26 protein-coding genes and 1 riboswitch are annotated in these 24,757 nt (G+C 72.5%); of the genes, 11 read left to right on the top strand and 15 right to left on the bottom strand.

What is annotated here, in order from left to right; all coding sequences use genetic code 11:
• Window position 1: 1 nt before the first annotated feature.
• The 7 genes from EKO23_RS18830 to EKO23_RS18800 form a co-directional block, all read right to left on the bottom strand.
• On the bottom strand, window positions 2-940 hold the full coding sequence (locus EKO23_RS18830; protein WP_217702696.1) for a carbohydrate ABC transporter permease: 939 nt from the start codon (window positions 938-940) through the stop codon (window positions 2-4).
• A 70-nt stretch (window positions 941-1,010) separates the two neighbouring features.
• Complete coding sequence (locus EKO23_RS18825) at window positions 1,011-2,300, bottom strand: ABC transporter substrate-binding protein (RefSeq protein ID WP_134719673.1); 1,290 nt, start codon at window positions 2,298-2,300, stop codon at window positions 1,011-1,013.
• 147 nt (window positions 2,301-2,447) lie between these two features.
• Window positions 2,448-2,720, bottom strand: coding sequence for a DUF3618 domain-containing protein (locus tag EKO23_RS18820; RefSeq protein WP_134719672.1), 273 nt, complete (start codon window positions 2,718-2,720; stop codon window positions 2,448-2,450).
• A complete protein-coding gene (locus EKO23_RS18815; RefSeq protein ID WP_134719671.1) occupies window positions 2,717-3,136 on the bottom strand; it encodes a phage holin family protein in 420 nt (139 codons plus the stop codon). Before EKO23_RS18815 ends, EKO23_RS18820 begins: the two co-directional genes overlap by 4 nt.
• A gap of 60 nt (window positions 3,137-3,196) precedes the next feature.
• Complete coding sequence (locus EKO23_RS18810; RefSeq protein WP_134719670.1) at window positions 3,197-3,472, bottom strand: MoaD/ThiS family protein; 276 nt, start codon at window positions 3,470-3,472, stop codon at window positions 3,197-3,199.
• Window positions 3,473-3,511: 39 nt separating this feature from the next.
• The gene (thrC, locus tag EKO23_RS18805) at window positions 3,512-4,783 is read right to left on the bottom strand and encodes a threonine synthase (protein ID WP_134719669.1); all 1,272 of its coding nucleotides are present in this window, start codon (window positions 4,781-4,783) and stop codon (window positions 3,512-3,514) included.
• A gap of 10 nt (window positions 4,784-4,793) precedes the next feature.
• Window positions 4,794-4,933: riboswitch (SAM riboswitch) on the bottom strand.
• Between the two features lie 136 nt (window positions 4,934-5,069).
• Entirely contained in the window at window positions 5,070-7,862 is a 2,793-nt protein-coding gene (locus tag EKO23_RS18800; RefSeq protein WP_134719668.1) for an ATP-binding protein, read from the bottom strand.
• A 162-nt stretch (window positions 7,863-8,024) separates the two neighbouring features.
• On the opposite strand from EKO23_RS18800, the gene EKO23_RS18795 reads away from it, so the two are divergent.
• From EKO23_RS18795 to EKO23_RS18785, 3 genes are read left to right on the top strand one after another with little or no spacing between them, the layout of a single operon-like run.
• The gene (locus EKO23_RS18795; protein WP_134719667.1) at window positions 8,025-8,690 is read left to right on the top strand and encodes an AzlC family ABC transporter permease; all 666 of its coding nucleotides are present in this window, start codon (window positions 8,025-8,027) and stop codon (window positions 8,688-8,690) included.
• Entirely contained in the window at window positions 8,687-9,007 is a 321-nt protein-coding gene (locus tag EKO23_RS18790) for an AzlD domain-containing protein (protein ID WP_134719666.1), read from the top strand. Before EKO23_RS18795 ends, EKO23_RS18790 begins: the two co-directional genes overlap by 4 nt.
• A 12-nt stretch (window positions 9,008-9,019) precedes the next feature.
• A complete protein-coding gene (locus tag EKO23_RS18785) occupies window positions 9,020-9,640 on the top strand; it encodes a GNAT family N-acetyltransferase (RefSeq protein ID WP_134719665.1) in 621 nt (206 codons plus the stop codon).
• 115 nt (window positions 9,641-9,755) lie between these two features.
• On the opposite strand, the gene otsB is transcribed toward EKO23_RS18785, so the two are convergent.
• From otsB to napA, 3 genes are all read right to left on the bottom strand, one after another.
• A complete protein-coding gene (gene otsB, locus EKO23_RS18780; RefSeq protein WP_134719664.1) occupies window positions 9,756-10,601 on the bottom strand; it encodes a trehalose-phosphatase in 846 nt (281 codons plus the stop codon).
• Window positions 10,602-10,683: 82 nt separating this feature from the next.
• Entirely contained in the window at window positions 10,684-11,157 is a 474-nt protein-coding gene (locus tag EKO23_RS18775) for a LytR C-terminal domain-containing protein (protein ID WP_246051184.1), read from the bottom strand.
• Window positions 11,158-11,192: 35 nt separating this feature from the next.
• A complete protein-coding gene (gene napA, locus EKO23_RS18770) occupies window positions 11,193-11,495 on the bottom strand; it encodes a nucleoid-associated protein NapA (RefSeq protein WP_134719663.1) in 303 nt (100 codons plus the stop codon).
• 173 nt (window positions 11,496-11,668) lie between these two features.
• Here napA and EKO23_RS18765 point away from each other — a divergent pair, with 173 nt between their 5' ends.
• From EKO23_RS18765 to EKO23_RS18750, 4 genes are all read left to right on the top strand, one after another.
• Window positions 11,669-12,082, top strand: coding sequence for a Crp/Fnr family transcriptional regulator (locus EKO23_RS18765; RefSeq protein ID WP_246051183.1), 414 nt, complete (start codon window positions 11,669-11,671; stop codon window positions 12,080-12,082).
• Between the two features lie 7 nt (window positions 12,083-12,089).
• Entirely contained in the window at window positions 12,090-13,172 is a 1,083-nt protein-coding gene (locus tag EKO23_RS18760; protein WP_134719662.1) for an adenylate/guanylate cyclase domain-containing protein, read from the top strand.
• 70 nt (window positions 13,173-13,242) lie between these two features.
• The gene (locus EKO23_RS18755) at window positions 13,243-14,682 is read left to right on the top strand and encodes an alpha,alpha-trehalose-phosphate synthase (UDP-forming) (RefSeq protein WP_246051182.1); all 1,440 of its coding nucleotides are present in this window, start codon (window positions 13,243-13,245) and stop codon (window positions 14,680-14,682) included.
• Between the two features lie 170 nt (window positions 14,683-14,852).
• Window positions 14,853-15,785, top strand: coding sequence for an anti-sigma factor RsbA family regulatory protein (locus EKO23_RS18750; protein ID WP_167880552.1), 933 nt, complete (start codon window positions 14,853-14,855; stop codon window positions 15,783-15,785).
• Window positions 15,786-15,797: 12 nt separating this feature from the next.
• On the opposite strand, the gene EKO23_RS18745 is transcribed toward EKO23_RS18750, so the two are convergent.
• The 4 genes from EKO23_RS18745 to EKO23_RS18735 all read right to left on the bottom strand — a co-directional run bounded on the left by EKO23_RS18745 (window position 15,798) and on the right by EKO23_RS18735 (window position 20,006).
• Window positions 15,798-17,162: an MFS transporter gene (locus EKO23_RS18745; RefSeq protein WP_134719659.1), complete on the bottom strand. Its 1,365-nt coding sequence runs from the start codon at window positions 17,160-17,162 to the stop codon at window positions 15,798-15,800.
• Window positions 17,163-17,176: 14 nt separating this feature from the next.
• Window positions 17,177-17,950: a 3-hydroxybutyrate dehydrogenase gene (locus EKO23_RS18740; RefSeq protein WP_175582718.1), complete on the bottom strand. Its 774-nt coding sequence runs from the start codon at window positions 17,948-17,950 to the stop codon at window positions 17,177-17,179.
• Between the two features lie 86 nt (window positions 17,951-18,036).
• The gene (locus tag EKO23_RS25410) at window positions 18,037-18,174 is read right to left on the bottom strand and encodes a hypothetical protein (protein WP_167880551.1); all 138 of its coding nucleotides are present in this window, start codon (window positions 18,172-18,174) and stop codon (window positions 18,037-18,039) included.
• Window positions 18,171-20,006: a helix-turn-helix domain-containing protein gene (locus tag EKO23_RS18735; RefSeq protein WP_246051181.1), complete on the bottom strand. Its 1,836-nt coding sequence runs from the start codon at window positions 20,004-20,006 to the stop codon at window positions 18,171-18,173. The genes EKO23_RS25410 and EKO23_RS18735 overlap by 4 nt, the downstream gene beginning before the upstream one ends.
• 41 nt (window positions 20,007-20,047) lie before the next feature.
• Between EKO23_RS18735 and EKO23_RS18730 the strand changes: the two genes are divergently transcribed.
• Window positions 20,048-21,280 (top strand): alpha/beta fold hydrolase, encoded by a 1,233-nt coding sequence (locus EKO23_RS18730; RefSeq protein WP_134719656.1) that lies wholly within the window; start codon window positions 20,048-20,050, stop codon window positions 21,278-21,280.
• 117 nt (window positions 21,281-21,397) lie between these two features.
• Here EKO23_RS18730 and EKO23_RS18725 read toward each other — a convergent pair whose 3' ends face one another.
• Window positions 21,398-22,330, bottom strand: coding sequence for a MinD/ParA family ATP-binding protein (locus tag EKO23_RS18725; RefSeq protein WP_175582717.1), 933 nt, complete (start codon window positions 22,328-22,330; stop codon window positions 21,398-21,400).
• Here EKO23_RS18725 and EKO23_RS18720 point away from each other — a divergent pair.
• The 3 genes from EKO23_RS18720 to mctP all read left to right on the top strand — a co-directional run bounded on the left by EKO23_RS18720 (window position 22,304) and on the right by mctP (window position 24,730).
• Complete coding sequence (locus EKO23_RS18720; protein WP_134719655.1) at window positions 22,304-22,549, top strand: hypothetical protein; 246 nt, start codon at window positions 22,304-22,306, stop codon at window positions 22,547-22,549. The genes EKO23_RS18725 and EKO23_RS18720 overlap by 27 nt on opposite strands.
• 271 nt (window positions 22,550-22,820) lie before the next feature.
• Window positions 22,821-23,090 carry a DUF3311 domain-containing protein gene (locus tag EKO23_RS18715; protein WP_134719654.1) on the top strand — a complete coding sequence of 90 codons (270 nt, stop codon included), beginning with the start codon at window positions 22,821-22,823 and terminating at the stop codon, window positions 23,088-23,090.
• On the top strand, window positions 23,087-24,730 hold the full coding sequence (gene mctP, locus EKO23_RS18710; protein ID WP_134719653.1) for a monocarboxylate uptake permease MctP: 1,644 nt from the start codon (window positions 23,087-23,089) through the stop codon (window positions 24,728-24,730). The genes EKO23_RS18715 and mctP overlap by 4 nt, the downstream gene beginning before the upstream one ends.
• Window positions 24,731-24,757: the final 27 nt, after the last annotated feature.

Here is a 24,757-nt window from a genome sequence, read left to right as displayed (position 1 = left end):
GTCAGTCCACCGACCTGAGGCGCCGTACCAGCAGCGCGTTGACGAGCCCGACGACCGCGATGACGAGGAACATGACCCAGGCGATGGTCGAGGCGTAGCCGAACTCGAGGCCGGTGAACGCCTTCTCGTAGAGGTACATCGTCAGGGTCTGGAACTGGCGTGTGGTTCCGCCGGTGATCGCGTTGGCACCCGAGTTGAACAGCAGCGGCTCGGTGAAGAGCTGGATGCCGCCGATGGTGGAGACCAGGACCACGAACAGGATGGTGGGCCGCAGCAGCGGGACCGTGATGCTCCAGAACTGCCGCCACGCGTTGGCGCCGTCGATCTCCGCGGCCTCGTAGATGTCGCGCGGTACCGCCTGCAGGGCGGCCAGGAAGATCAGCGCGTTGTAGCCGGTCCAGCGCCAGTCGACCATGATCGAGATGGCCAGCCAGGACGACCAGCGGTGGTCCTGCCAGCCGATCGGGTCGACACCCACGTGGCCGAGCGTCCAGTTGACGAGGCCGAAGTCCCGGGCGAACAGCAGGGTGAAGATGATGCCGACCGCGGCCACCGACGTGATGTTGGGGAGCAGCACCCCCATCCGCCAGAACGTCCGGGCCCGGATCTTCTCGTTGAGCAGGGCGGCCAACCCGAGTGCCATCAGCAGCTGCGGCACGGTCGCCAGCACGAAGATGCCCAGCGTGTTGGTCAGCGCGTTCCAGAAGTGGTCGTCCTCGACCAGCGCCCGGTAGTTGTCGAGCCCCACCCAGGTCCGGTCGCCGAGCAGGCTCCAGTCGTGCAGCGAGACCCAGAGCGTGAACACCACCGGGAAGAGCCCGAAGGCCGCGAAGACCAGGAAGAACGGCGAGACGAAGAGGGGGCCGGCGATCCGCTCCTGTCGGGACACCACGGCGCCCGAGCGCCGGCGGCGAGGTCGGGGGTCGGGCGGTGAGGCCATGACGGCAGTCTCGCCCGACGGCACGGCCAGCCCTGCCCGGGAGCCGGAGGAGCTCCCGGGCAGGACCGGCTCAGCCCGCCGCAGATCCGGCATCGTCGACCGCCGTCTGCCAGCCCTCCTCGGAGGACTTCTGCCCGTTCTCCACACTCCTCAGCGCGTTCTCCACCGCGTCCCGCACGGGTTGGTTCTTCGCGCCCAGGTAGACCGGGCGGAGGTTGCTGGCTCCGGCGACGAACAGCTGGCCCACGGGAGCGTCGTTGAAGTAGTCGTTCGTGGCGTTCTCGAGCTCCGGCGTCGAGTAGAGGGTCGGGTTCGAGGGCAGGTTGCCGACCTGGTCGAACGCGGACATCTGGCCGTCCGCGCTGGTCAGGAACTGGGCCAGCTCGATGGCGACGTCCTGGTGGCTGCTGGAGGTGGGCACCGCCAGGAACGAGCCGCCCCAGTTGCCGCCGCCACCGGGTACCGGCGCGATGTCCCAGTTGCCGGCGTTGCCGTCGCCAGCCTGCTCCTTGATGTAGCCGGTCATCCAGGCCGGGCAGGCGATGGTGGCGAAGGTGCCGTTCTTGAAGCCGGCGTTCCACTCGTTGGAGAACGACTTGAGCTTCGCGGACAGCCCTGCGTCCACCATCGCGACCGAGGTGTCCCAGGCGTCCTTGACGGCCGGGTTGGTCTCGATCACCAGGTTGTCGTCGGTGTCGAAGTACGTGTGGTCCGCGGTCTGCATGAGGATCGAGTTGTAGGTGTTCGTGGCCGAGTCGACGAAGTGGACCTCGTCGGAGCCGATCCCTGCCTGGAACTTCTCACCGGTCGCGATGTAGTCGTCCCACGTGGGCCAGAGCTTGCCGACCTCCTCGCGGTCGGTGGGCAGCCCCGCCTTCTCGAACAGGTCCCGGCGGTAGCACATCGCGAGCCCGCCGACGTCGGTCCCGAGGCCGATCGTGGTGCCGCCGTCCGCGGTGGTCGCCTGGGCGTACTTCCAGTCGAGCCACTGGTCCTTCTTCTCGTTGGAGCCGTGGTCCTGGAAGTTCACGAACCTGTCGGCACTCTGGAGGAAGTTGACGACCTGGCCCTCCTCGATCGCCACCACGTCACCGGCGCCGCTGCCGGCCGCGATCTTCTGGATGAGCTGGGTGTTGTACTGCCCGAGGTCGCCCTCGGCGGTCTCCACGATGGTGACGCCCGGGTGGTCCTTCTCGAACTGCTTGTAGAGCTTCTCGTAGCCGAAGTTGCCGAAGACGTTCACCCGGAGGGTGACGTCGTCGGCGGCCGCGTCGTCGCCGCCGCAGGCACTCAGGAAGGTGCCCATCGTCACGAGCGCGGCCACGGCCGCACCCGCACGCATCCGCCTGTTCTGCATCATGTCCGTCACCTGTTCTCGAAGAGAGTGGGAGCGTTCCCACGCGCTACTGTGACGGCGGTCACCCTAGGTGTCAAGATATGAGTGGGAACGCTCCCACTTTCGTGTCGCATCTCCCCCGCGACGAGCGTGGGGCGGCGGAGCGGTGGTTCAGACCAGGCGGCGCCAGACAATCAGGCCGGCCAGCGCGGCGGCGCCGACCGCCCCGGCCACGACGACCGGGCGGGGTCGACCGCTGTCGGTGGTGACGCGCTGCCGCAACGAGGCCGCCCGGGCGCGGGCGTGCGCCTTCACGTCGAGCTTGGCCTGCAGCGCCGAGACGGTGTCGGCCAGCTCTTCGCGCTGCCGGACGATGTCGGCCTCGATCTCGGCCGGGGTGCTCGGGCCGCTGCCGTTGGGGTTGCCGTTCGCGGTGTTGGTCACGGGTGCTGTCCCTTCACGGTGGCGACGTCCTCCTTGAGGCCCTCGATGGCCCGCTCCGGTGCCGGCGGCGTGGCCGCGGACACCTTGCTCTTCCCGGTCAGCGCGGCGACCGCGGCCGCGGCGAGCACCACGAGCGCGACGACCAGGGCGGCCAGCCAGGCCGGCAGCGCGAGCGCCAGCGCCAGCACCGCGGTGGTGAGCAGCAGCGCCAGCCCGAAGAACCCGAGTAGCCCGGCGACGCTGAACATCCCGATGCCGACGCCCGCCTGCTTGCCCTTCTCGGCCAGCTCGGCCTGGGCGAGGCGCAGCTCGCTGCGAATCAGCTCGGGCACCTGCTCGCTGAGCTGGTGCACGAGCGCCCCGAGAGGTTCCTCCCCCGTCGGGGCCTGGTCCGGTCGGTACGACGGAGAGGTCATGCCGGTCCCGTTGCCAACAACGGCGCGGTTCATGCGGCCCGGGGGTGGGGGAACCCCGGGTCAGCCTCCCGCGACCGCCGGGATCACCGAGATCTGGGCGCCGTCCGGGGTCGGCGTGGACAGGTTGTCGAGGAAGCGGACGTCGTCGTTGCCGACGTACACGTTGACGAAACGGCGCAGCTCGCCGGCCTCGTCGAGGATCCGTCCCTTGATCCCGTTGTAGTTGGTGTCGAGGTCGTCGAGCACCGCGGCCAGGGTCTCGCCGGACGCCGACACCTCCGACTCACCCCCGGTGTAGGTGCGCAGGATGGTCGGGATACGGACGGACACGCTCATGGCTCTCCTCGTCTTGTGGTTCTCGGTTGCCGGCGTCGCTCAGATGCCGGTCGCGGCGAAGGCGTCGTACGACGGCGCGATGGTCGCCGCAGGACCCACCCTGCCCGACACGGCGTCGAGTGTCTTCAGGCCCATCCCGGTGTTGATGACCACGGTCTCCAGCGCCGGGTCGAGCTGGCCGGTCTCCACGAGCTTCTTCAGCACGCCGACCGTGGTGCCGCCGGCGGTCTCGGTGAAGATGCCCTCGGTGCGCGCCAGCAGCAGGATGCCCTCACGGACCTCGTCGTCGGTGATGTCCTCGACGGCACCGCCGGTGCGGCGGCAGATGTCGAGCACGTAGATGCCGTCGGCGGGGTTGCCGATGGCCAGGCTCTTGGCGATCGTGTCCGGGCGGACCGGGCGGATCGCGTCGACGCCGTCCTTGAAGGCGACCGAGACCGGCGAGCAGCCGGTCGCCTGGGCGCCGTACACCTTGTAGGGCTTGTCCTCGACCAGCCCGAGCTCGATCAGCTCCTGGAACGCCTTGTCGACCTTGGTCAGCTGGGAGCCGGACGCGACCGGGATCACGATCTGGTCGGGCAGCCGCCAGCCGAGCTGCTCGGCGATCTCGAAGCCCAGGGTCTTGGAGCCCTCGGCGTAGAACGGGCGGACGTTGACGTTGACGAACGCCCAGCCCTCCTCCTCGCCGGCGATCTCCGAGGCCAGGCGGTTGACGTCGTCGTAGTTGCCGTCGACGGCGACCAGGTTCTCCGTGTAGACCGCGGAGTTGACCTGCTTGGGCTGCTCGAGGTTGCTGGGGATGAAGACCACGGTCTTGATCCCGGCCCGGGCACCGGCGGCCGCCACGGCGTTGGCCAGGTTGCCGGTGCTGGGACAGGCGAAGACGGTGGCGCCGAGCTCGCGGGCGGCGCTCAGGGCACAGGCCACCACCCGGTCCTTGAAGCTGTTCGTCGGGTTGGTGGAGTCGTCCTTGACCCAGAGGTTGTCGATGCCGAGCGTTCGGCCGAGGTTGTCGGCCTTGAGCAGGCGGGTGAAGCCGGGCTCGGTGTTGGGGCTCTGCTCGATGTCCGTGGGCACCGGCAGCAGCGCCTTGTAGCGCCAGATGTTGCGGGGGCCGGCCGCGATCTCCTCGCGGGTGACGGCCGGGAAGTCGTAGGCGACCTCGAGCGGTCCGAAGCACTCCGGACAGGCGTAGTGGGGGCCCAGCGCGACCTGGTGGCTGCACTCGCGGCAGGCCAGGGCGCGGGCGTTGCCGAAGGCGCCCTCCCGCAGCCCGGTCGTGGTGGACGTCTCGGCGACGGCGGTGCTCATGGGTTCCTCCTCCTCATCTTCCCCGGAACGCGTCTCTCGCGCCGGGCCGGAATTGGCACCGTTTCCGCGTCCGCCGCCGTGGTCGGCGGGATGGGCGCGGCGGTTGCCGGGACGTCGCAGGGCCGGTCCCTCAGTCCCTCTGGATGAGCAGTCACCAGCCTAGGTTCCGCGTCTCACGATGTGCACACCACGTCCACATGCTGGCTATCGCGCGATAGTCCCAAACATTCGGGGGGCCGACACGCCGCCCGGGACCCTCGAATGTTTGGGACTATCCGGGCTGGGGTCAGAGGCCGGCGTCGCGGAGGATCGCAGCGGGGTCCTGCCCGTGCCCCCGGCGTACGAGCTCGCGGAAGCGCTCCTCGTCCAGGCGGGGGCGCACCAGGTGGTCGCGGACCAGCGTCTGGTGGATGAAGCCCGCCGTGTCGTGCATCAGCGCGCCCTCGGTCACGCCGAGGAGCTCGGCGGCGCGGTCCCACTCGTCGGCGCAGGCGGCGGCGTACGCGAGCGCCAGCACGCAGTCGACGTCGGCCGCACGGCCCTCGGCCTCGGCGCGCGCCCGGGCCCGCCGCAGCTGGGCGTGGTAGTCCTCGCCGGCGGCGATGAGCGAGAGCGCTCCCCAGTAGAGCGTCAGCCAGTTCTCGTGCAGGGCCGTCGCGGACAGGTCGTCGCGCTGCTGGTCCATGAGGTGCACGAGCCAGTCCGCGTCGCGGTCGAGGAGGGCGATCAGGCTGGCCGCCCAGTGGCAGAGGTACCGCGCGTAGTCGCGGTCCGGCGCACCGTCGGTCAGCGCCGTCCCCTCCTCGCGCAGGCCCTCGGTCTCGCCACGCATCCGCTGCGCGACCATGCGGAAGCCCCGGGCCAGGCGCTCGAGACCGGGCTCGCCGGCCTCGCGGGCCCGCAGTGCCGCGGCGGAGAGCCGTACGGCGGCCCGTTCCGGCACCGCCAGGTGCACCATCGCCTCGTAGATGGCAGCGATCACCGCCGCGCCGTCGTCGTCGACCTCCGCGGCGAGCGCGACCGCGGCACCGGTGGCTCGTCGCATCATCCGCGCGTCCCCCGAGCCGAGGTGGACGTCGGCGTCCAGGAGCAGCGTCCACAGCCGGTCACGGGGCCGGAGGTCGCGTGCGGCCAGGGCGTCGACCCAGTAGCGGCCGTCGGCGTACGAGACCGCGTTCCGCCACAGCGTGCTCAGCCCGAGGGCGAGGTCGACCGCCGCGGTGAGGTCACCGGCGGCCAGGCTGGCCTCCAGCGCCAGCCGGACGCTGTCGATGTCGTCGCGGCTCCGGGCCGCCAGCGAGCTGGAGAGCCAGGCCTGGACGCGGGGCTCGGCGGTCGCGCGGGCCACGAGGTGGCAGCGCAGCAGCTCCAGGGTCTCGGCCCGCCGCCCGGACTCGTCGAGGCGCTGCGAGGCGAAGAGCCGGATGGTCTCGAGCAACCGGTAGCGCCCGCGAGCCGGCTCGTGCACGACCAGGCTCTTGGCGACGAGGTCCCCGAGCAGGTTGGTCACCTCGGAGGGAGCGCGCCCCGGCACGAGCGCGTGCACGGTCTCGAGGTCGAAGCCGGCCGGGAGGACTCCCAGCCGGTCGAAGACGTCACGGCTGCCGTCGTCCAGCAGCCGGTAGGACCAGTCGATGGTCGCGGTGAGGGCGGAGTGCCGTTCACCCGCGCGGGGACGCCCGCCGACGAGGAGCGTCAGCCGGTCGTCGAGCCGGTCGACGAGCTCGGGCAGGCCGACGTGCCGGAGCTGGGCGGCGGCCAGCTCGATGGCCAGCGGCAGCCCGTCCAGCCGGGCGCAGAGCTCCACGACGCGCGGGTCGCTGGCATCGGCCGCGCCCTCACCGGCAGCCGCGGTCGCTCGCTCGACGAACAGCTCGGCGGACCCGGCACCCAGCGAGCCCAGCCGGTGCTCGACCTCGCCGTCCACCCGCAACGGCTCGCGGCTGGTCACCAGCACCCGGGCGCCGCTGCCGGCGTCGAGCACGGCGTCGACCAGCCGGGCACTGGCGTCCAGCAGATGCTCGCAGTTGTCCAGCAGGAGCAGCACCTCACGGCGACCGAGGGTGGCGGCGAGCGACTGCACGTGGACCGCTCCCGCGCCCTGGACGCCGGCCGCCTCGGCCACGGCTCGGGTCAGGCCGTCTGCGTCCCGGACCGGGGCCAGCTCCACCAGCACGACGTCCGGTACGTCGTCCCCGCTCCCCGCCTCCACGAGCCGGGCCGCCGCCAGGGCCAGCGTCGACTTGCCCGCCCCGCCCGGGCCCGTGAGCGTCACCACCCGGTGCCGACCGAGCAGGCCCGTGACCATCGCCAGGTCGGCAGCGCGGCCGATCAGCCGGGTCCGCGGCGGTGGCAACGTGGGCCTCCGGACCTCGCCGATGCCCCGACCCGGTGTCGGCAGGCCCTCGGCCCGGCGCCGGAGCTCCGCCGCCTCGGGTCCTGGCGCGGTGCCGAGCTCGACCGCGAAGACCTGCGTCAGCCGGTCGAGCGCGGACAGCGCCGGCTGCCGGCGCCCGGCCTCGACGTGGTCGCGCACCAGCGCGAGGTGCGCCGCCTCGTCCAGCGGGTCGGCGGCCACGAGCTCCTCCAGGTGCCCGGCCACCGGGAGGAGGTCGAGCCACTGGCGACGCAGGCTCTCCCGGCGCTCCTCGGTCCACGGCTCGTAGAGGTCCTCCGGCAGCAGGCTGCCGCCGTACGCCGCCACGGCCAGGCGCGCCGACTCCCGGTCACCGTCGCGGCGGGCCGCGGCCGCCGCCCGCTCGAACGCCGTGACGTCGACGTCGAGCTCGGCGCCGGGGAACAGCGCCAGGAACCCCTGGTCGACCACGATCCCACCCCGGTCCCCCAGCGCCGACCGGGCGAAGTGCGCGGCCTTGTGGAGGCGGGGTGCCGCCTCGTCGACGAGGAGGTCCGGCCACAGGGCGTCCATCACCTGCTCACGGTGGAGGCGCCCGTGCGCCTGCAGCGCGAGCAGCTTCACCAGCGCGGCGGCCGGCCGCCGCTGCCAGCCGGCGGACGGGACGGCGCGGCCGTCGACCGTGACCTCGAAGCCGCCGAGCAGGCGGATGCCGACGCGCATGTCCCCTCCCAGGGCGCACTGTGCCGGAACCGTACCGCGTCCCTCGCCCGCCTCGCCCCTTCCCCGGCGCCGCGCTGCGGGGAAGGCGGAGGGAAGGCCCGCCCCCGACGCTCGGACCCGCACGCAGTCACACGTCGTGGCTGCCGAAGACGGAGGACCCTGATGGACATCCGGACCCGGACCCGGGGTGCCGCCCTCGACGGGGCGGTGGCGCTGGCGCCGATGCTGCTCGCCTATGCCCCGTTCGCGCTGGTGGTGGGGACCGCCGTGGCGCGCAGCGGGCACCCGCTCGCGGCCTGGTTCGGGACCTCCACGATCTACGGCGGCGCCGCCCACCTCGCCGTGCTCGACGTGCTCGCCGGCGGGGCCGGCTGGCTGCCGGCCGCGGCGATCGGGCTGCTGGTCAACGCCCGCCTGGGGGCGTACGCCGCAGCGATGGCGCCACAGTGGCGCTCGGCGCCGCTCGGGCTCCGGGTGGCCGCGGCGGTGATGCTGACCGACGCGCCGTGGGCGCTCGCCCAGCGTCGTCCCGGGGACCGCGTCTTCTACCTCGGCGCCGCGGCCACCCTGTTCGTCGGCTGGCCGGCCATGGTCACGGCCGGGATGCTGGCCGGGGACCGGCTCGCGGCCGCCCCGGTGACCGGGCTGCTGCCGGCGCTCACCCTGGGAGCGGTGGTGGTGGGCCGCCTGCGCACGGGGCCCGTCGCCCTGGCCGCGGCGGCTGCCGCCGTGACCGCGCTGGCCACGGCCGAGATGCCGGCCGGCGCGGCCCTGCCGGTGTGCGCAGTCGTCGGCACCGTCGCCGCGACCCTGGGGCGTCGGTCATGAACGTCGCGGTCGCGATCGCCGTCGTCGGCGCGGGCAGCCTCCTGCTCCGCATCGTGCCGCTGGTCGGCGCCCGGCGGCTGCCGGACGCCCTGGCCGAGGTCGCGGAGGTCGCCGGACTGGCGCTGCTCAGCGCCCTCGTCGTCCGGGCGGTGGTCCTCCACGAGGACCCCGCGATCCCCGGCGACCCGGTCGTGGCAGCGCTCTCGGCCGGGTGCGGGCTGCTGCTCGCCTTCCGGGGCCGCTCGACCCTGGTCGCGGTCACCGCCGGCGCCGCGACGTACCTCGTCCTCGCCGCGGCCGTCGCGGCGACCACCTGAGCGGAGCTGCCGATGACCACGCACCTGCCCTGCCCGCCGCTCACCGTCCCGACCGAGGGGACCACGACCCGGATCGCCGGCGGTACGGCCACCCTCCGTCCGCTGGGGCCCGGCGAGGCCGAGCCGCTGGAGGCCGTCTTCGCGGGGATGTCCCCGGAGTCCCGGGCGGAGCGGTACCTCACCCCGGTCCCCCGGATCCTGCCGGTCATGCTCCGCGCCCTGACCGCCGTCGACGGCCGGGACCACGTCGCCTGGCTGGCGAGCGTGGAGGGACGGCCCGCGGGCATCGCGCGCTACGTCCGGGTCGGCGCCGGCACCGCCGAGATCGCCTTCGAGGTCGTCGACGAGCACCACGGCCGGGGACTGGGTACGGCGCTCCTCGACGCGGTCACCACGGTCGCCTCCGCCTCGGGCATCCGCCGGCTGCAGGCCGTGGTCGCGGGGTCGAACCGCGCGTCGGTCCACCTGCTGGGCCGGGTGGGTCTGTCGTTCCGGCCCGCCTCCGGCACCCTCGAGGCCGACTCGCCGTTCCACCTGCTCACCCCGGCCCGGGTGGACCGCGCGGCCGTGGTCCGACTGGCGTTCGGCGTCCTCGGCCCGGAGCCGGGCGCCTCGCCGCGGTCGACGGCCTGAGCCAGCGAGCCCCACGAGCCCCACCGGTCAGGGAGATCAGTGCCTGGTCAGGGAAGGCAATGCCTGACCGGGCACTGATTCCCCGGGCGCCCGGGGAATCGTGGGGCAGGAGTGGTCAGGAGCGGGCGGCGTCGATGTCGGCCATGAGGGTGCGCAGGAAGCCGAGCACGCCGTCGGGGCCGTCGACGACGGCGTCGGCGAGGTCGACCAGGGCGCTCTCCTCGTCCGAGCCCGAGCAGACCAGCAGCGTGGGCATGCCGTCCTTGCGGTGCGCCAGCACGGCCTGGAAGGCGTCGACGTCGCCGAGGTCGTCACCGATGAAGACGAACGCGCCGGCCTCCTGCTCCTCGACCAGGGTGTCGACAGCGGCACCCTTGTGCATGCCGGGCGACCGGACCTCGATCACGTTGCGGCCGGGCTCGACGACCAGCTCGTGGCGCCGGGCCAGCTCGGTGAGCGCCGGCAGCAGTCGCCGGAAGGCGGCCCCGGGATCCGCCATGCGACGCGTGTGCACGGCGACCGCGAGCCCCTTCTCCTCGACGTACGCGTCGCCCGCGTCTTCCCGCCGCAGCACCCGCGGCAGCTCACGCAGGAACGACGCCAGGCCGTGCGGCGGGCGGGGCGAGATCACCCGGCGGTTGTGGGAGGACCAGCGTTCGTTGCCGTACTGGCCGAACACGAACAGCTCGCGGCCGCCCTCGCCCAGCGCGTCCCCGACCTCGTCGAGCCCGCCGAGCGCCAGCACCTGGCGGGCCGGACGGCCGGTGACCACCGCGATCGCCCGCACGTGGCCGGCCAGGTCGACCAGGATCCCGGGGGCGTCGTCGTGGATGTGGGCGTGCTCGGGGTCCTCGACGATAGGGGACAGGGTGCCGTCGAAGTCCAGCCCGACGACCAGCGAGTCCGCGGAGCGCACCACCTCGGCGTACTGCTGCTCGCCCTGCTCCGAGGTGAACTCCATGGGGTCACCCAATCACGCCCCGGTGTCCGCGGAGTACGCCGGTCGGGACCGGCCGGTGAACGCCTCCGGGCGGCGTCAGGGCTCAACCCGCGTAGTCGGCGGTGAGGATCACGGTCAGCCGGTCGAGCCGCATCGGGTCGATCGCGGGCTTGAGCCGGGCGACCCCGAGGTCCTTGCCGAGCAGCTTCGCGGCCCGCTCGAGCTTGGCCGGGTAGTAGACGGTCGACGAGGGGATGGTGCCGTACCAGTTGTCGGAGCCGACGACCTGCCAGCCGGCGCCGGTGGCGCGGCCGGCCGTGGTTCCGGCCAGACCCTTGATGCCGGAGTTGTTGTAGACCTCGACGTAGACCTTGCCGCGGTCGACGGCCGGGGGCTTCGGCTTGGGCTTCGGCTTGCGCACGACCGGCGCCGGGGCGGTCTCGGTCGGGGTCGGCTGGGGCCGGGAGACGGTCTGGAGGGTGCCCTCCTCGCCGGAGCCGTTGGTGGCCACGAACGCGAACCCCGCCGCTGCGACCGCGACGATGCTCAGCATCACCAGCGGCGAGGGCAGCGCCACCCCTCGCTCGTCACGCACCCGGCGGGCACGCACGCTCAGACCTCGAAGCCGAGGCGGCGGGCGGAGCGCTGCCGCTGGCGGGCGGCGCGGAGACGGCGCAGGCGACGCACCAGCAGCGGGTCGGCGGCCAGCGCCTCGGGCTTGTCGATCAGCGCGTTGAGGACCTGGTAGTAGCGGGTGGCGGACATGTCGAACTTCTCGCGGACCGCCTGCTCCTTGGCCCCGGCGTACTTCCACCACTGGCGCTCGAACGCGAGGATCTCGGTGTCGCGGACGGACAGCACGGGACCGTCTGGCGACTCGTGCTGGTTGAGCTGACCCGACTCTGCCGCGTCCATTCCGACCCCTCCACAAACGCTGATGGCAATGCGGCCATCCTACGCAACGAATCACAAGAGTGTCATTCGAACCGCGGCGAGTCCCGACGTTCGCTCGCTCACGTTCACTGGACAGCACCGGGGCCGGGCGCGAGGATCCCCGGTGGGGAGGAGCCCGACGAGAGGATACCCACGTGACCCAGTCACCCGACACCGGGCGCCTGACCGCGCTCGACCGCTTCTCCGGCCTGTCCGACGCGGAGGTCGCGCTCATCGCCAGCCGCGGCACCCAGGTCCACCTGCCCGCCGACTGGTCGCTCATCTGGGAGAAGACCCCGGCGGACAAGGCCTACATCATCCTGCGCGGCGAGGTGTCCGTACGCCGCGCGGGCACCGAGATCGCCCGGCTCGGCCCGGGCGACACCGTGGGCGAGTCCGCGATCGTCTCCCGCAAGCTGCGCAACGCCACCGTGGTGTCGCTGACCGAGATGGACGTGCTGCACTTCACCAGCGACTCCGTCCGGCAGCTGCTCGACGAGGTGCCGGCGTTCCGCGAGGCGCTCGAGCAGACCACCCGGGAGCGGCTGCCGCAGCCCGCCGGCTCCTGACCTGCCGATGGACGATGCCGACGAGCCGGAGCTGCGGCTCTCTCCCGCGACGTTCGAGTCCATCGAGGAGACCGTCCTCGGCCGGCGGCCGCACCTGACCCGCCCGGACGTGCTCGAGCGGACCGGCGTGGACCGCGAGCGCGCGCACGCGCTCTGGCTCTCGCTCGGGTTCCCGGCGCCGGCCGACGACGACGAGGTGCTGTTCACCGACGACGACGTCGAGGCGCTGCGGACCCTGGCCGGGCTGATGGACGCCGGGCTGGTGGACCCCGGCACGGAGTACGCCCTCACCCGCAGCATGGGCCGCAGCTTCGCCCGGCTCGCCGAGTGGGAGATCACCGAGGTAGCTGCCGCGCTGCTCTCCGACGGCGGCGACCTGGACGACGCCGCGGTGGAGACACTGCTCGAGGGGGCGCTGCCGGCAGTCGAGCGCCTGCAGAACTACATCTGGCGCCGGCACCTCGCCTCCGCGGTCGGGCGGCTGCTGGCCACCAGCGGTGACGGTGACGCGGTGCCGATGGCGATCGGGTTCGCCGACATCGTCGGGTTCACCCGCCGCAGCCGGGGCCTGTCCACCGACGAGCTGGCGCAGATGGTGGAGACGTTCGAGGCGACCGCGACCGCCGTGGTCGCCGACCACGGCGGGCGGGTCATCAAGACCATCGGCGACGAGATCCTCTACGCCTGCGACGACCCGGTCGAGGCGGCCCGGGTGGCGCTGGTGCTCGCCGACGGGCACCGCGCCGACGAGGACTTCCCGCAGGTCCGCGTCGGGGCGGCGTACGGCGGGGTGCTGCGACGGCTCGGCGACGTGTTCGGCGAGCCGGTCAACATCGCCTCCCGGCTGACCTCCCTGGCCCGGCCCGGGCGGGTGCTGGTCGACCGTCCCCTCGCCGACGCGCTGCGGCAGCACGAGGACGAGTTCCGGCTGCGCCGGGTCCGCGGGGTCTCGGTCAAGGGCTACACCCGGCTCGAGACCTGGGCGCTGAGGCCCGCCCGCGGGGAGGACCGGCAGGACACCGCGGCCGAGGTCCTCGACGCGCTGTCCGACCTGCTGCCGCTGCCGCGCCGCACGACCACGCCCGGCTGACGCCGGACGATGCTGCCCCGCGCCCGGGATGCCGCGGACGCCTTCGTCCCCGGCATATAGGGTGGCGACCGTGAACGGCAACGGCACCGCTGACCTCGTGATCGTGGCCAACCGGCTGCCCGTCGACCGCGTCACCGAGGCCGACGGCACCCCCGGCTGGCGCAAGTCGCCGGGCGGGCTGGTCACTGCACTGGAGCCGGTCATGCGCAGCAACGACGGTGCCTGGATCGGCTGGCCGGGCAGCACCGACGAGGAGATGGAGCCGTTCGTCGACGAGGGGCTGTCGCTGATCCCGATGACGCTCAGCCCCGCCGAGATCGAGGAGCACTACGAAGGCTTCTCCAACGGCACGCTGTGGCCGCTGTACCACGACGTCGTCGCGAAGCCGGCCTTCCACCGCGAGTGGTGGGACTCCTACGTCACCGTCAACGAGCGGTTCGCGGCCAAGGCGGCCCAGGTCGCCGCGAAGGGCGCGACCGTGTGGGTGCAGGACTACCAGATGCAGCTCGTGCCGGCGATGCTGCGCGAGCTGCGTCCCGACCTGCGCATCGGGTTCTTCCTGCACATCCCGTTCCCGCCGGCCGAGCTGTTCCAGCAGCTGCCGTGGCGGCGCCAGATCCTCGAGGGCCTGCTCGGCGCGGACATCGTCGGCTTCCAGCTCGCCGGGGGCGCCGCGAACTTCGTGCGGCTGGTCCGCCAGCGGGTCGGGCACAAGACGCACCGCGACACCATCTACCTGCCCGACGGCCGCACCGTGCGGGCCGCGGCGTTCCCGATCTCGATCGACTTCACGGAGTTCGAGGAGCTGGCCAGGTCGGAGTCGGTGAGCCAGCGGGCCAAGCAGATCCGCGAGGCCCTCGGCGACCCCGAGACCGTGCTGCTCGGCATCGACCGGCTCGACTACACCAAGGGCATCACGCCCCGGATCCGCGCCTACAGCGAGCTGGTGCGCGACGGCCACTTCGACGTCGAGGACACCGTCTTCATCCAGGTGGCCACGCCCTCGCGCGAGCGGGTCGACCAGTACCGCGCGCTTCGCGACGACATCGACCGCCTGGTCGGCCGGATCAACGGCGACCTCGGCAAGATCGGGCGCCCGGCGATCTCCTACATGCACTCGTCCTACCCGCGGCACGAGATGGCCGCGCTCTACCGGGCCGCCGACATGATGGTGGTCACGCCGTACCGCGACGGCATGAACCTCGTCGCCAAGGAGTACGTCGCGTGCCGCTACGAGAACGACGGCGCCCTGGTGCTCTCGGAGTTCGCGGGCGCCGCGGAGGAGCTGCGCCAGGCCTGGCAGGTCAACCCGTACGACATCAACGGGATGAAGGCGACCATCCTCGACGCCGCCCGGGCGGAACCCAAGGAGGTCACCCGGCGCATGCGTGCCATGCGCAAGCAAGTTCGGGAGAACGACGTCTCGCAGTGGGCGATCCGGTTCCTCGACGCGCTCGCCTCGGTGCCGCACGACCACGGCAAGACGGTCCGCCCGGCGCGCCCCCGCTGACCGGCCCTGCCGGTACACGCCCGGATTCGGAAGTCGCCCACCCCAATTGACGACGGAATCCGTCGATTTCTCACCAGACCCTCGCAAAACGGCCCGCTGAGGCGCATCGTGGTTGAGGCAGTCGGGGGGCTGCACTGGATCTGGGTAGGGAGATCGGTGTGGGCGGCAGCGTGGGAGATGCCGGTACCCGGAGGACGTTCACGCACGAGGTCGTGTTCTACGACGGCCCCGACGAGCACGCTCGCGCCGTGCTGCCGTTCATCGTCGAGGGCCTCGAGCGCGACGAGCGGGTCGTGGTCGCCCTCCTTCCCGACGCGACCGCCGAGGTCGACGGCGCGCTGGGCGGGGACTCCGGCGTGGAGTTCCTCGACATGGCCGAGCTCGGCGCCAACCCGGCCCGGATCATCCCGGCCTGGCACTCCCTGCTCCACGGCCGCGGCGAACGCGGCATCCGGGGCGTCGGCGAGCCGCTCTGGCAGGGCCGCCGGCCGCCCGAGGTCGCCGAGGCGCAGCTGCACGAAGCGCTGCTGAACGTCGCCTTCGACGACGGCCCCGGCTGGCGCCTGCTCTGCCCGTACGACGCCCGCTCGCTGCCCGACGACGTGCTCGCCGAGGCCCGGCGCTCGCACCCGGTGGTGTACGACCCGGACGCCGAGCCCGCGACCTCGCCGTACGCCGGCCACCGGCACGCCCACCGGACGTTCGCCGAGGGGCTGCCCGTGCCGCCGGCGGACGCCGTGCGCATCGAGTTCGAGGCCACCGACCTGGCCACCCTGCGCGGCGTCGTCCGGCGCGTGGCGGCGGCCGCGCGGGTGGGCGACGACGCCGGCGACGACCTGGTCCTGGCGACCCACGAGCTGGCGATGAACAGCGTCCAGCACGGCGGCGGCCACGGCGTCCTGCTCACCTGGCAGGACCCGGACGCGCTGGTGGTCGAGGTCCGCGACACCGGCGTGATCGACGACCCGCTGGTCGGCCGCACCATGCCGGACTTCGGGTCGGTCTCGGGCCGCGGGATCTGGATGGCGAACCAGCTGTGCAGCCTGGTCCAGGTCCGCTCCGGCCGGGAGGGGACGCAGGTCCGGCTGCACAGCTGGCTCTAGTGCTTCGCCTTCTCAGACGTGCGCGTCGGGCACCACCCGGTCGTGCCGCAGCGAGGTCCGGCTGGTCTCCTTGGCGCACAGCACCGCGACCACGGTGATCACCGACGCGATGGCGACGTAGATGCCGACCGCGGTGGTGTTGCCGTCGTCGACGTCACCGAGGAGCTTGAGGGCGATGATCGGCGCCAGCGCGCCGGCGAAGATCGACGCGAGCTGGTAGCCGACCGACGCACCGGTGTAGCGGACCGTGGTGCCGAACAGCTCCGAGAAGAACGCCGCCTGCGGGGCGTACATGAAGGAGTGCAGCACCAGGCCGACCACGACCGCGAGCAGGATGCTGCTGCTCGACTTCGTGTCGACGAGGTTGAAGAACACGAACGTCCAGACGCCCACGCCGACCGCTCCGACGAGGTAGAGCGGCCTGCGCCCGACCCGGTCCGACAGGGCACCGATGGCCGGGACCACGAAGAACTGGATGGCGGCACCGATGAGCAGCGCCCGCAGCACGATCGCCTTGTCGATGGCGACGTACTCCGCGGCGTAGGTGATCACGACGACGGTGAAGATGTAGTACGAGATGTTCTCGGCCATGCGCATGCCCATCGCGACGAGGACCTCGCGGGGGTACTTCCGGATGACCTCCATGATCGGGAGGTGGCCGCCCTGGTCCTGCTTGGCCTCGAGGTCGGCCTTGGCCTCCTGGAAGACCGGCGACTCCTCGATCGAGAGGCGCACCCAGAGGCCGAGCACGACCAGCACGGCGGACAGCAGGAACGGCACCCGCCAGCCCCAGGCGAGGAAGGCCTCCTCGCTCTGGACGGCCGCCAGCACCCACAGCACACCGGTGGCGAGCAGGTTGCCGAGCGCCACGCCGGCCTGCGGCCACGAGGACCAGAAGCCGCGCTGGTCGTCGCGGCCGTGCTCGGCGGCCATGAGGACCGCGCCGCCCCACTCGCCGCCGACCGCGAAGCCCTGCACGAGGCGGCAGAACACGAGCAGGATCGGGGCCAGGACGCCGATCGAGGCGTACGTCGGCAGGAGGCCGATCGCGAACGTCCCGATCCCCATCATCAGCAGCGAGACGACGAGCATCGTCTTGCGGCCGACCCGGTCGCCGAAGTGGCCGAACACGACGCCGCCGAGCGGGCGGGCCACGAAGCCGAGGGCGTAGGTCATGAACGCGTAGAGCGTGCCCTCGGTGCCGCCGATCTGGCCGAAGAAGACCTCGCCGAAGACCAGCGCGGCCGCCGACCCGAAGAGGAAGAAGTCGTACCACTCGACGGCGGTGCCGACCAGGCTGGCCGCGACGATCCTGACGATCGAGCGCTGCCCGGGGTCCTGGTCGACCGCCCGGGTGGTTTCGGTGTGGGCAGACATGTGTGCCTTTCCTTTCACGCGGCGGTCCAGCCGCCATCCATCAGGTGGGAGGTTCCCGTGATCGAGTCGGTGCCGGGGCCGCAGAGGAAGGCCACCAGCGCGGCCACCTCCTCGGGCTCCACGAGGCGCTTCACGGCCGTGCGGGCGAGCAGCACGTCCTGGAGCACGTCGGACTCGGCGATGCCGTGGGTGGCCGCCTGGTCCGCGATCTGGCCCTCCACGAGCGGAGTGCGCACGTAGCCGGGGCAGACGGTGTTGCTGGTGACGCCCTTGTCGGCGCCCTCGAGCGCGAGCACCTTGGAGAGCCCCTCGAGGCCGTGCTTGGCGCTCACGTAGGCCGACTTGTACGCCGAGGCGCGGTGCCCGTGGGCGGAGCTGACGTGGACGATCCGGCCCCACCCCGCGGCGTACATGCCGGGGAGGAGGGCGCGAGCCAGCAGGAACGGCGCCTGCAGCATCACCCGGTGGATCGCCTCGAACGTGTCGGGGTCGAACTCCTCGACGGGAGCGACGTGCTGGAAGCCGGCGTTGTTGACGAGGATGTCCGCGCGGACCGTGGTGCCGAGGCCGAGCGCCTCGATGCCGGCGCGGTCGGCGAGGTCGGCGACGAGGTGGTCGCCGCCGACCTCGTGGGCGACCTCCTTGGCCGCGGTCTCGTCGCGGTCGAGGACGACGACGTGGGCACCGTCGGCGGCGAGCCGGGTGGCGACGGCACGTCCGATGCCGCTGGCGCCGCCGGTCACGAGGGCGGTACGGCCGGCGAGGGCGCGCGTGCTGGACGAGGACATGGTCCGTGAACGTAGGGGACCCCGCGTGGCGCACGCCATGTGTGCCGAGCACATCATTCAGGCGAAAGTATGGGTTGCAGCCACTGTCACCGGCGCGCGGCCGCGTCCATCGGCTCCGCGTCCGTCACGGTCTGGGTCTGCAGCGGGATGCGGTCGATGACCAGCACCAGGCGCACCACCCATCCCTTCGACTGCCGGACGACCAGGGCATCGGTGGGGCTCATGAGCGCTCCTGTCCGCGCATCCGGTGCACCCGGAGCGCCATCTGGAGGTCAAGTGCCCGATTCGGCTGCCGCCAGTCCTCGCCCAGCAGCCGTCCCACCCGCTCCAGTCGCTGGCCGACGGTGTTGGCATGCACGTGCAGCACCTCGCCGGTCCCGCGCAGCGAGCCGCCGGCGGCGAACCACGCCTCCAGCGTCGCGACCAGGGACCCGCCACGCTCGGCGTCCCAGCGCAGCAGCGGACCGAGCACGCGGTCCACGAAGTCGGCCAGGTCGTCGGGCCCGCTGGTGCCGAGCAGCAGCCGGGTCACCCCCAGCCCCGCCGGGTCGCTCACCTCGCCACTGCGGCCGAGGGTGCGCAGCGTGTCGACGCAGCGCCGGGCCTCGCGGTACGTCGCCGCGACTGCGCCCGGGCCGGACGCCGGGCCGGCGACCCCCACCGTGGTCAGCGCGTCGGACGTGCGGGCCCGGAGCACCTCGCCGAGCTCGCGGGCGTCCTCGCCGGGTGCGAGCACCACCACGTGCCCGTCGTGGACCGCGGCCAGGCCGTGCCGCTCCCCCGCCAGCTGCCCGGCGGTGCGCGCCGCCCGGTGCAGGTCCAGCCCGTCCAGGTGGGCCACGGCGACGACCGAGGGGCGGTCCAGGGCGGCGCCCTGCCGGCGGGCCCGCTCGCGGAGCCGGTCGAGGTCGGCGTCCCGGGCCGCGACCAGGTCGGTGAGCAGCTCCCCCCGGACCCGCTCCTCGGCCTCGGCCTCCGTGCGCGCGAACAGCAGCACCAGCGCGGTCACGATCGCGCCGCGCTCGAGGGTCCGCCGCTCGGCCTGCTCGAGCGGGGCGCCGCGGACCACCAGGGTGCCGAGGGGCTCGTCGCCGGCCGCGGCCACCGCGACGTACGTGCCGGGCGTGACCTCGACGCTGCGGCCGGTGCGCCGGGCCTGCTCGATCGCCGTCGCGAGCCCGGCCGGCTGGTCACCGGCTCCGGCCAGGGGCCGCAACCCCTCGTCGTACACGCTGACCCGGCCGCCGAGGACCTCGGCCAGCACGTCCGCGATGCCGGTGGCGCCGCCGCCGTCCAGGAGCACGTCCGTGAGCCGGTCGTGCGACTGGGCCGCCCGCTCGACCGACTCGCTGCGCGCGCGCAGCAGCTCGTTGGCCAGGTCGGCGGACACGACGGCCTCACGGGCCTGGTCGAAGAGCCGCGCGTTCTCGAGCGCGACCGCGGCGTGCGCGGCGAAGCTGGTGAGCAGCGTGACCTCGCCCGGCGGGAACGGCCGGACCGTCCGGTGCACCGCCAGCAGCGCGCCGATGACCCGGCCCTCGACCACCAGCGGGACGCCGAGGATCGCCCGGATCTTCTCGCCGGCGACCGCGCTGTCGATGAAGTCCCTGTGCACGAAGCGGGAGTCGGCCTGGTAGTCCTCGGTGAAGTACGGCTCGCCGGACTGCGCCACCAGGCCGAGCAGTCCGGTGCCGAGCGGCAGCCGCAGCCGGCGGAACTCCGGCGTCAGCGCACCGTCGGTGACCTTCATGTACGACGCGCCGTCCGCCTCGTCGTTGAGCGACAGGTAGGTCATGTCGGCATGCAGCAGCTGCCGGGCCCGCCGGACGATCGCGGCCAGGATGGTGTCGAGGTCGCGGATCGCGGTCAGGTCGTTGGCGGTGTCGTAGAGCGCCGACATCTCGGCCTCGCGGCCGCGGTGCCGGGCCAGCCGCTCGCGGACCTGCAGCGCGAGGGCGTGCTGGTCGGCCGCGTCGGCGCCGAGCTGGGCGAGCAGGTCGTCGTAGGCCTCGCGCGGCGCGTCGGCGTACAGGAGGTCGAGGAAGGTGCGGTCCATCAGGCGTCATCCTCGCACCGGCGATCGGGTATTTTTCGCGCATGGATCTGATCCCGAAGCCCGATCAGGTCGTCGCCGCGGCGGGCAACGTCGCGCACAAGCTGGCCTACGGTGGGCTGGCCGACCTCCGCAAGATGCCGCGGACCCTCATCGCCGAGGGCAACCTGAGCGCGCTCTACCACTACCGGCCTGCCGGCCGGGTGAAGGACGAGGGCGACCCGGTGCTGCTGGTCACCCCGCTCGCCGCGCCGTCGTCCTGCTTCGACCTGCGGCGGGGCTGCTCGCTGGTCGAGCACCTGGTGACCGAGGGCCGCCCGACGTACCTCGTGGAGTACGGCGAGGTGTCGTTCAAGGACCGCAACCTCGGGATGGAGCACTGGATCGACGAGGTCGTGCCCGACGCCGTACGACGGACCAGCGCGCACGCCGGCGGCCGTCCGGTGCACGTGGTGGGCTGGAGCCTGGGCGGCATCTTCGCGGTGCTCGCCGCCGCCGACCAGGCCGACCTGCCGATCGCGTCGCTGACCGTCGTCGGGTCGCCGTTCGACGTGTCGAAGGTGCCGATGATCGCGCCCCTGCGGCCGCTGCTCGCGATCACCGACCGCCCGGTGCGCGGGCTGAAGAAGGGCCACGGCCCGATCACCCGGCTCTACCAGGCAGTGGGCGGCGCCCCGAAGCCGATGGTGCGCTGGGCGTTCCAGCTCTCGTCGGCGCAGAAGCTGGTGACCAAGCCGCTGGTGAAGCTGCAGAACCTCGACGACGCGGACTTCCTCGCCCAGCTCGAGGCGGTCGACGCGTTCACCGGGGACATGATCGCCTACCCCGGCCGCACGTTCGGGCAGCTCTACCACCGGTTCGTGAAGGGCAACGAGCTCCGCGAGGGATGGTTCGAGCTCGACGGACGCCGAATCGAGCTGTCGGCGATCGAGGTGCCGGTGCTGGTCTTCGGCGGCCTGACCGACGGGATCGCGCCGATCCCGTGCGTCCGTGCCGGCGTACCCCTGCTGTCCGGGTCCCGCGAGGTCCGCTTCGAGGAGGTCCCCGGCGGCCACCTCGGCATGCTCACCGGCCGCCGCGCCCGCGGCACCACGTGGCGGATCCTCGACGAGTGGGTCGACCGCTGGGCCAGCGACGCCGGCGTACCCCCGTCCCGGACCGGCGGCCGGGCCTCCACCGGGGCGAAGCGACCCCCGCACGCCGCCTCCCGCGACGCGATCGGCGCCAACCCCACCCGCCGCTACGGCTCCGGCGGCTCCCGCTCCCTCGCCCCCTGATCCGCACGCACGTTCAGCTGTAACGCGGTGTTCATGTCAGTTGGTGCGCGTTCGAACACGTGCGAAGCGACATGAACACCGCGTTACAGCAGAGGTGTCCGATAGAAGGGCGGGGGCTCAGAGGGCCGCGGCCATCGCGGCACAGGCGCGGAGCCAGGCAGCGCGGGTGCTGTCGGAGAGCTGGCTGTACTGGATCACCGAGCCGGCGACCAGGGCCGGGTCGTAGGGGATGCGGAACACGGCCCGGGTGCGCTGCTCGTAGACCTCGACCAGGTCCTTGGCGAGCTGGGTGTCCACGGTCGAGGACGGGTCGGCGAGCACCGTGATCGCCTTGCTCTTGAGGTCGTAGTGGCCGGCGTCCTCCAGGGCGTCGAGCATCCACAGCCCGGAGTAGCCGGTGTCCTCACGGACCGTGCAGGTGACGACGATCAGGTCGGCGGTCTGGGCGGCGGCAAGCCAGTTCTCCGCGCGCAGGTTGTTGCCGGTGTCGACCAGGATCAGGTGGTAGAAGCGCTCGAGCAGCCGGTGCACGGCCCCGAAGTCGGAGGCCTTGATCTGCCCGGTGACGTCGGCCCGCTCGTCCGAGGCGAGCACGTCGAAGTGGGCGTCGCCCTGGGCCCGCACGAACGCGCCGAGGTCGCCGATCCGGGACTCGTAGACGTCCTGGAACCGCTGCAGGTCGTCGAGCAGCTCGCGGGTGGTGTTCTGGTGGTTGGCCCGCTCGCCGCGGATGCCGAGCGTGCCGCGGGTCTCGTTGTTGTCCCAGGCGACCACGCCGCCGCCACGGATGGTGCCGAACGTGTAACCGGCGGCGAGCACGCTGGTGGTCTTCGCCGCACCGCCCTTGGGGTTGGCGAACACGATCGTGCGGGGGCCTGAGAACGAGCGCTGCACGGTGGCCCGGGCCTCGCGGTACTCCCGCTCGGCCCGCCCCATCTTCGGCGCGACCAGCCCGAGCGTCAGCCGCCGCAGCCACCCGCGCCAGCCCCAGGTGGCCGGCCCGATGTCGATGGTGCGGTGCCGGTGCTGGAGGAAGTCCTGGGCGGTCATCGGGCGCTCGGGCGCCGGCGGCTCGGCGTACGTCGTCGGGGCCGCGTGCTGCCCGGCCGGCGGCTGGTGCTGGTGTTGCGGCTGGTGCTGGGACTGGTGCTGAGGGTCCGCATGCTGCGGGTACGGCGACGGGTGCTGGTCCGGGTAGCCCTGCTGCGGGCCGGGGTGCGGCTGGCCGTCTGCGCGGGCGCCCGGCCGGCCCTCGCCGGGCGGCGGTGAGAACGGACCCGTCACGGGACCCGGTTGGACTTCCCACATCGGACGCTGGGGCGGTTGGTTGCTTCCGTTGCCGACGTCCTGCGTCATGGCGACCTCCGACCCGACGCCACTCCCCGCTGGAGGGGCTCCCGCGCGCATGGTGCCCTCCCGCCCGGTCACCAAACATCGCGCCGGACACCGCGCCGGACACCGCGCCGAACATCGGCACGTGTGACCGGGGCCACTCCGGGGTACGGAACGACGGCCCGATTTCCCGATCTCGGAGGTGAAGATGTCGGACACCGACCGCGCGTCTCGACGCGGCGGATCGTCCCGGGGCATCTGGACCGTCATCGTGGTGCTGCTCGCACCCGCGGTCCTCGTGCCCCTCTACGTGCCGCTCTACGACAAGGCGGATCCCACGCTGATGGGGTTCCCGTTCTTCTTCTGGTTCCAGTTCCTGCTGATCATCCTGGTCTCGGCCGTGACGGTGCTGGCCTACTACCTCGCCAAGGCCGCTGACCGCGCCCGGCGGGCCGAGGAGAGGGGGCGCGCGTCATGAACGGTGTGGCAGTCGGCGTCTTCGTCTTCTTCTTCCTGCTGGTCACGATCATGGGCTTCGCCGCGGCCCGGTGGCGGCGCGCCAAGGCGCTCGACAACCTCGACGAGTGGGGGCTCGGCGGCCGCGGCTTCGGCACGTTCATCGCCTGGTTCCTGATCGGCGGCGACCTCTACACGGCGTACACCTTCATCGCGGTGCCCGCGACGCTGTACGCCGGCAGCGCGGTCGGCTTCTTCGCGGTGCCGTACACGATCGTGGTCTACCCGATCATCTTCCTGTTCCTGCCGCGGCTCTGGTCGGTCTCGCACCGGCACGGGTACGTCACCCCGGCCGACTTCGTCGAGGGCCGCTACGACAGCCGGCCGCTGGCGCTGGCGGTCGCGCTGACCGGGCTGCTGGCGACGATGCCCTACATCGCACTGCAGCTGGTCGGCATCGAGGTCGTGCTCCAGGTGATGGGGCTGCAGGCCGGCGAGGACGCGTCGTGGTTCGTGCAGCACCTGCCCCTGTTCGTGGCGTTCGCCGTGCTCGCGGCGTACACGTACTCCTCGGGCCTGCGCGCGCCGGCACTGATCGCGTTCGTGAAGGACATCCTGATCTACGTCGTGATCATCGTGGCGGTCCTCTACCTGCCCTCGAAGCTGGGCGGCTGGGACAGCATCTTCACCACCGCGAACGACAGCTTCAACGCCTTCAACAAGGAGAACGCCGACGCGATAGCGGCCGGTGACGCGGCCCCTAAGGCGATGATCCCGCCGGCCGCCGCGCACTGGGCCTACGCCTCGCTCGCGCTCGGCTCGGCACTGGCGCTGTTCATGTACCCGCACTCGGTCACCGGGGTGCTCTCCACCCGCAGCCGCCAGGTGATCCGGCGCAACGCGGCGCTGCTGCCGGCCTACTCCTTCCTGCTCGGGCTGCTCGCGCTGCTCGGCTTCGTCGCGATCGCGGCCGGCATCAAGGTCGAGAACGCCCAGCAGTCGGTGCCGCAGCTGTTCGAGCAGGAGTTCCCGCCGTGGTTCGCGGGCGTCGCGTTCGCGGCGATCGCGATCGGCGCACTGGTGCCGGCGGCGATCATGTCGATCGCGGCCGCGAACCTCTGGACCCGCAACATCTACCGGGCCTTCATCAACCGGGACGCGACGCCGCAGCAGGAGGCGCGGCAGAGCAAGCTGATGTCGCTGCTGGTGAAGTTCGGCGCACTGGCGTTCGTGCTCGGGCTGCCCAAGCAGTTCGCGATCAACCTGCAGCTGCTCGGCGGCGTGTGGATCCTGCAGACGCTGCCGGCGATCGTGGTCGGGCTCTACACCCGCTGGTTCCACCGGTGGGCACTGTTCGCCGGGTGGGCGGTCGGGATGACCTACGGCACCTGGACGGCGTACGGCGTGCCGCTGCCGGGCGACCCGGACAGCCACTTCGGTGGCCCGCTGGAGCTGTTCCCGGGCGCGGAGACCACGAAGGTCTACATCGGGTTCACCGCATTCCTGCTCAACCTGCTGGTCACCGTGGTCCTCAGCGTGGTGCTGCGGGCGCTCAAGGTGCCCGAGGGCGTCGACCGGACTCGTCCGGACGACTACACCGCGGACCTCGGCGACGAGGGCGTGGAGGCGGAGATCGACCCGCACGAGCCGGCGCACGCCTAGGGCGTGTCTCCCTAGTTCGGGCGTGAG

Origin of the sequence: Nocardioides guangzhouensis (assembly GCF_004519545.1) — a bacterium.
GTDB classification, from domain to species: Bacteria; Actinomycetota; Actinomycetes; order Propionibacteriales; family Nocardioidaceae; genus Nocardioides; species Nocardioides guangzhouensis.
This window is presented reverse-complemented; position numbering and strand designations above follow the sequence as displayed.